General features: G+C 47.3%; 4 protein-coding genes and 1 pseudogene. 1 reads left to right on the top strand and 4 read right to left on the bottom strand.

The annotated features are described in order from the left end of the window. On the top strand, nucleotides 1–733 hold a 733-nt coding region (locus OB13_RS17685), incomplete at its 5' end, for a tetratricopeptide repeat protein (protein ID WP_461491511.1). An 87-nt stretch (nucleotides 734–820) separates the two neighbouring features. Here OB13_RS17685 and OB13_RS17680 read toward each other — a convergent pair. From OB13_RS17680 to OB13_RS17665, 4 genes and pseudogenes are all read right to left on the bottom strand, one after another. Beyond that, complete coding sequence (locus OB13_RS17680; RefSeq protein WP_461491510.1) at nucleotides 821–1852, bottom strand: RluA family pseudouridine synthase; 1032 nt, start codon at nucleotides 1850–1852, stop codon at nucleotides 821–823. Nucleotides 1853–1933: 81 nt separating this feature from the next. Then, on the bottom strand, nucleotides 1934–2554 hold the full coding sequence (locus tag OB13_RS17675) for an OmpH/Skp family outer membrane protein (protein ID WP_461491509.1): 621 nt from the start codon (nucleotides 2552–2554) through the stop codon (nucleotides 1934–1936). 30 nt (nucleotides 2555–2584) lie between these two features. After that, nucleotides 2585–3265: an OmpH/Skp family outer membrane protein gene (locus OB13_RS17670; RefSeq protein WP_461491508.1), complete on the bottom strand. Its 681-nt coding sequence runs from the start codon at nucleotides 3263–3265 to the stop codon at nucleotides 2585–2587. Nucleotides 3266–3274: 9 nt separating this feature from the next. Further along, nucleotides 3275–3830: pseudogene (locus tag OB13_RS17665) on the bottom strand (outer membrane protein assembly factor BamA); the annotation flags it as partial.

The raw sequence follows: 3830 nt of genomic DNA, 5'->3' as shown, positions 1-3830 counted from the left end.
CAAGTCAGATCCGGAAAACAAGACCATGAACCGTCTGCTGGCGTATTCTTACCTGGAGCTGGGTAGGCCTGAAGAAGCCCTGCAGGCGATGGAAAATTACCTGAGCAAGGTTGACCCGAACAGCATGATTGCCAGTGACTATGAGTACTATGGCAAAATACTGGGAAGAAACAACCAGCCTGCCAAAGCGATCGAGAACCTTGAGAAGGCGATTGCGATGGATCCATCCAAGCCTGACTTATACTACGACCTGGCTAACCTTTATGCCCGTGAGAAGCAATTTGACAAGGCAATTGAAGTTTACAACAGAAAGCAGGAGAAATTAGGCGTAGCGAATACTGACTACTTCCATATGGGTAATGCCTATATGATGGCAGAAAAGTATGACAAAGCAGATGAGACGTATAAGAAGATCGTCGATGCCAACCCTACTTATGCTTATGGTCACCTATGGAGAGCACGCGCTCAGTCTAACCTGGACCCTGAAACTGAAAAAGGTCTTGCTAAGCCACACTATGAGGAATTCATCAAGCTGGCAGGAAATGATACAGAGAAGTTCAAGAAAGAGCTGATCGAAGCCAACACTTACCTGGGATATTATTATTATATCAAAGGGGAGCGTGACAATGCTGTGAAGCACTGGACTGTGGTTAAAACTCTTGACCCAACCAATACCCAGGCCCAAACCGCTCTTGCTGAGATCAACAAGACTCCGCGCGCTAAGAAAAAATAACTAGAGCAACTAGTTTAGATTAGAAAAAGCCCGCTCCTGATGGAAGCGGGCTTTTTTATGCGCATACCTGCAGGATTTGTATACCTGCTATTGATCCTCGTACAGCTCCCACTTCTGCAACACCGCCGTAAAATCTTCGGGTAGGTCAGAGTTGAACTGCATCATCGCTTTGGTAACAGGATGCTTGAAGCCCAGAGATTTGGCATGCAAGGCTTGGCGTGGCATCAGTTTAAAAGCGTTTTCCACAAATGACTTATACGTTCCCGTGGGCATACCTTGCAGTATACTGTCGCCGCCATAGGTAGCGTCTGAAAACAGGGGATGGCCCAGGTACTTCATATGGGCTCTGATCTGGTGCGTGCGGCCCGTCTCCAGGTTGCACTGCAGCAGCGACACGTATTTGAACCTGCGCAATACCTTATAATGCGTCACGGCATGCTTCCCATACTCTCCGGCAGGGTATACCGTCATCACTCTTCTGTCCTTGGCGCTACGACCCACGTGCCCTACAATAGTACCGGCATCCTCCTTGGGTACTCCCCATACCAGCGCATAGTAGGTGCGTTCGATGGTATGATGATAGAATTGCTTAGCCAAAAAAGCCATGCTGTACTCTGTCTTGGCAATAACGAGAAGACCGGAGGTGTCCTTGTCGATCCGGTGGACCAAGCCGGGACGCCCTTCCCCGTTCCGTGTGGTAGGCAGGTTTTGCAGGTAATAAGTCAGGGCGTTGACTAGCGTACCGTTCCAGTTGTTGTAGGCCGGGTGCACGACCATACCTGCCGGCTTGTTTACGATCAGCAGTTCATCATCTTCATATAGTATATTGAGCGGAATATCTTCCGGTACTACATCTGTGTCACGCGGCGGATTGGCCAGCGTGATCGTGATCACATCCAGAGGCTTCACTTTGTAACTTACCTTGACAGGCTTGTGATTCACCTGCACCGATTCGGATCGTATAGCGCCCTGCAGCTTATTGCGGGTCACGTTTGGCAACCGGTCCATCAGGAACTTGTCCAGGCGCAGCAGCGCCTGCCCCTTGTCTACCACGATGCGATGGTGCTCATACAGCTCATCCGAGTCCTCTACACTTTCTTGCTCAACGAAATCGATCACGCTACTTTAGATTTAGGTATAAACAAAAAGAAAGCCGAGGTATAGAACATCGGCTTTCCTGGCACTAACAAAATGTTGTTATTATTTTTTCTTTTTAGCCGGAGTTGCAGATTTTGCAGGCGTCTGTGTGGCTGGTTTTGCTGCTGCCGGCTGCTGCTGCTGTTGCGACTGTACAGCTGGCTGCTTAGTTGGATCTACACCAAGCTTCTTGAACACCAGGTTGTTGATGCTGCCGTTGTCCGGTCCTTCCAGAATTGCCTGCTCGCTCAGGATGTAGAGGTAGCCATTTTCTTTCGCTACGTCCTTGATTGCATTCTCGATCTTTACCAAAACCGGCTGAATCAAAGACTGCTCTTTATCACGAAGTGACATCTGGGCATCGTACTGGAACTTCTGGATAGATTGCTCCAGGGTAACCAGTTCTCTTTCTTTGTCTTCGCGAACTACTTTATCCATCGTAGAAGCACTTTTTTGGTAAGCCTGCAGCTTGGTATTATATTCGGTTTCTTTTGATGCAAACTGTTCCTGCAGCTTCTGTCCATAAGTCTCCAATTCCTTCTGCATAGCAGCTCTTTCAGGCATCTTGCTCAGGATTTCTTCTACGTTAGCATAACCAATCTTTACTGACTGCTCGTTTGTCTGAGCAAAGGAAGCAAAGCTTATCAATAAAAATGCTGCTACTAAGGTCTTGATTTTGTTCATGATTGGTTGGTTAATTTATTATTCAGTAGTTTAGTTATTTGACTTCTTCTTTACTGGTGTTTTGGTTGGTACTGTCTTTTGCTTGTTTTGCTGCGTCTGGTTCTGACTCTCCTCGTTTTCTATACCTGTTTCAGGCAAGCTATCCGGATCATCCACAATACCATTGGCTGGTCGCTGTCCTGGTGCATTCTGCTTATCTGTAGCCAGTCCCAGCTCTTCCAGCACATACTCCGTATAGTCGTGCACCGGGTTGGTGTAGATCATAATCAGATCTCCGGATTTATCAAATACGGTCTGAAGCCCTTTTGCCTTCGCCACTTTTTCTACAGCTGTAAATACCTCATCCTGAATAGGCCGGATCAGGTCCTGGCGGCGCTTGAACATCATGCCTTCGTAACCAAAAACTTTGCGCTGATATTCTCTTACTTCTGCTTCTTTCTTAGCTATTTCAGCCAGGCGCTTCTGCTTCATCTCTTCTGTGAGAAGCACCTCTTCGGCTTTGTAGTTCTGTTTCATCTTTTCTACCTCCTGGTGCATCCCCTCTATCTCCTTCTGCCAAGCTTCGGTATACTTGTCCAGCTCGGTCTGAGCTTTGGCATAGGCCGGCATTTTGCTTAGGATGAAGTTAGAATCAATATAGCCAAACTTCTGTGCCTGGGAAACATGGGCAAGCAAAAATCCAGTTAAAAAGATAAACAAAAACTTTTTCATACTAATTCCTTATCGTAACTGCTGCCCGATCATGAAGTGGAACTGGCCTCGCTTGGCATCTGCCGGCTGTCCCGGAAGGTCGTCGAATCTCCAGCCGTAGTCAAAGCCCAGCAGACCAAAGGCTGCCATGAAGATACGCACACCAACACCTCCTGAACGGTACAGCTTGAACGGAGTATAGCGATCAAATGAACCAAAGTTGTTACCTGCCTCCAGGAATGCCAGACCATATATGGTAGCACCCGGGTTTGGAGAAATCAACTGCCTTGCTTCCAGCACAAACTTATTGTAAGCAATACCGCCTGTGTTCGCTAGCGTAGGATCATCGTTATTGATAACGGATTCATCATCATAACCACGCAAGCCGATATAATCTGTACCGACAAAGATGTTACCACCACCCAGTCCGGATCCGCCTAATCTGAAGCGCTCAAAAGGACCAAGTTCTGCATTAGAGCTATACTTACCCAGGAAGCCAAAGTGTGCTCTTGTGTTCAATACCAAATTCCCTGCCAAGTTTACAAAGAAGGAAGCATCCAGCATCCATTTGTTAAATTCGATGTAC

The organism is Pontibacter sp. HJ8, assembly GCF_054824225.1.
This window is presented reverse-complemented; position numbering and strand designations above follow the sequence as displayed.

Coding starts and splice junctions, on each gene's coding strand:
- OB13_RS17675 (WP_461491509.1), bottom strand. CDS start 2,554: ATGAACAAAATCAAGACCTTAGTAGCAGCATTTTTATTGATAAGCTTT.
- OB13_RS17670 (WP_461491508.1), bottom strand. CDS start 3,265: ATGAAAAAGTTTTTGTTTATCTTTTTAACTGGATTTTTGCTTGCCCAT.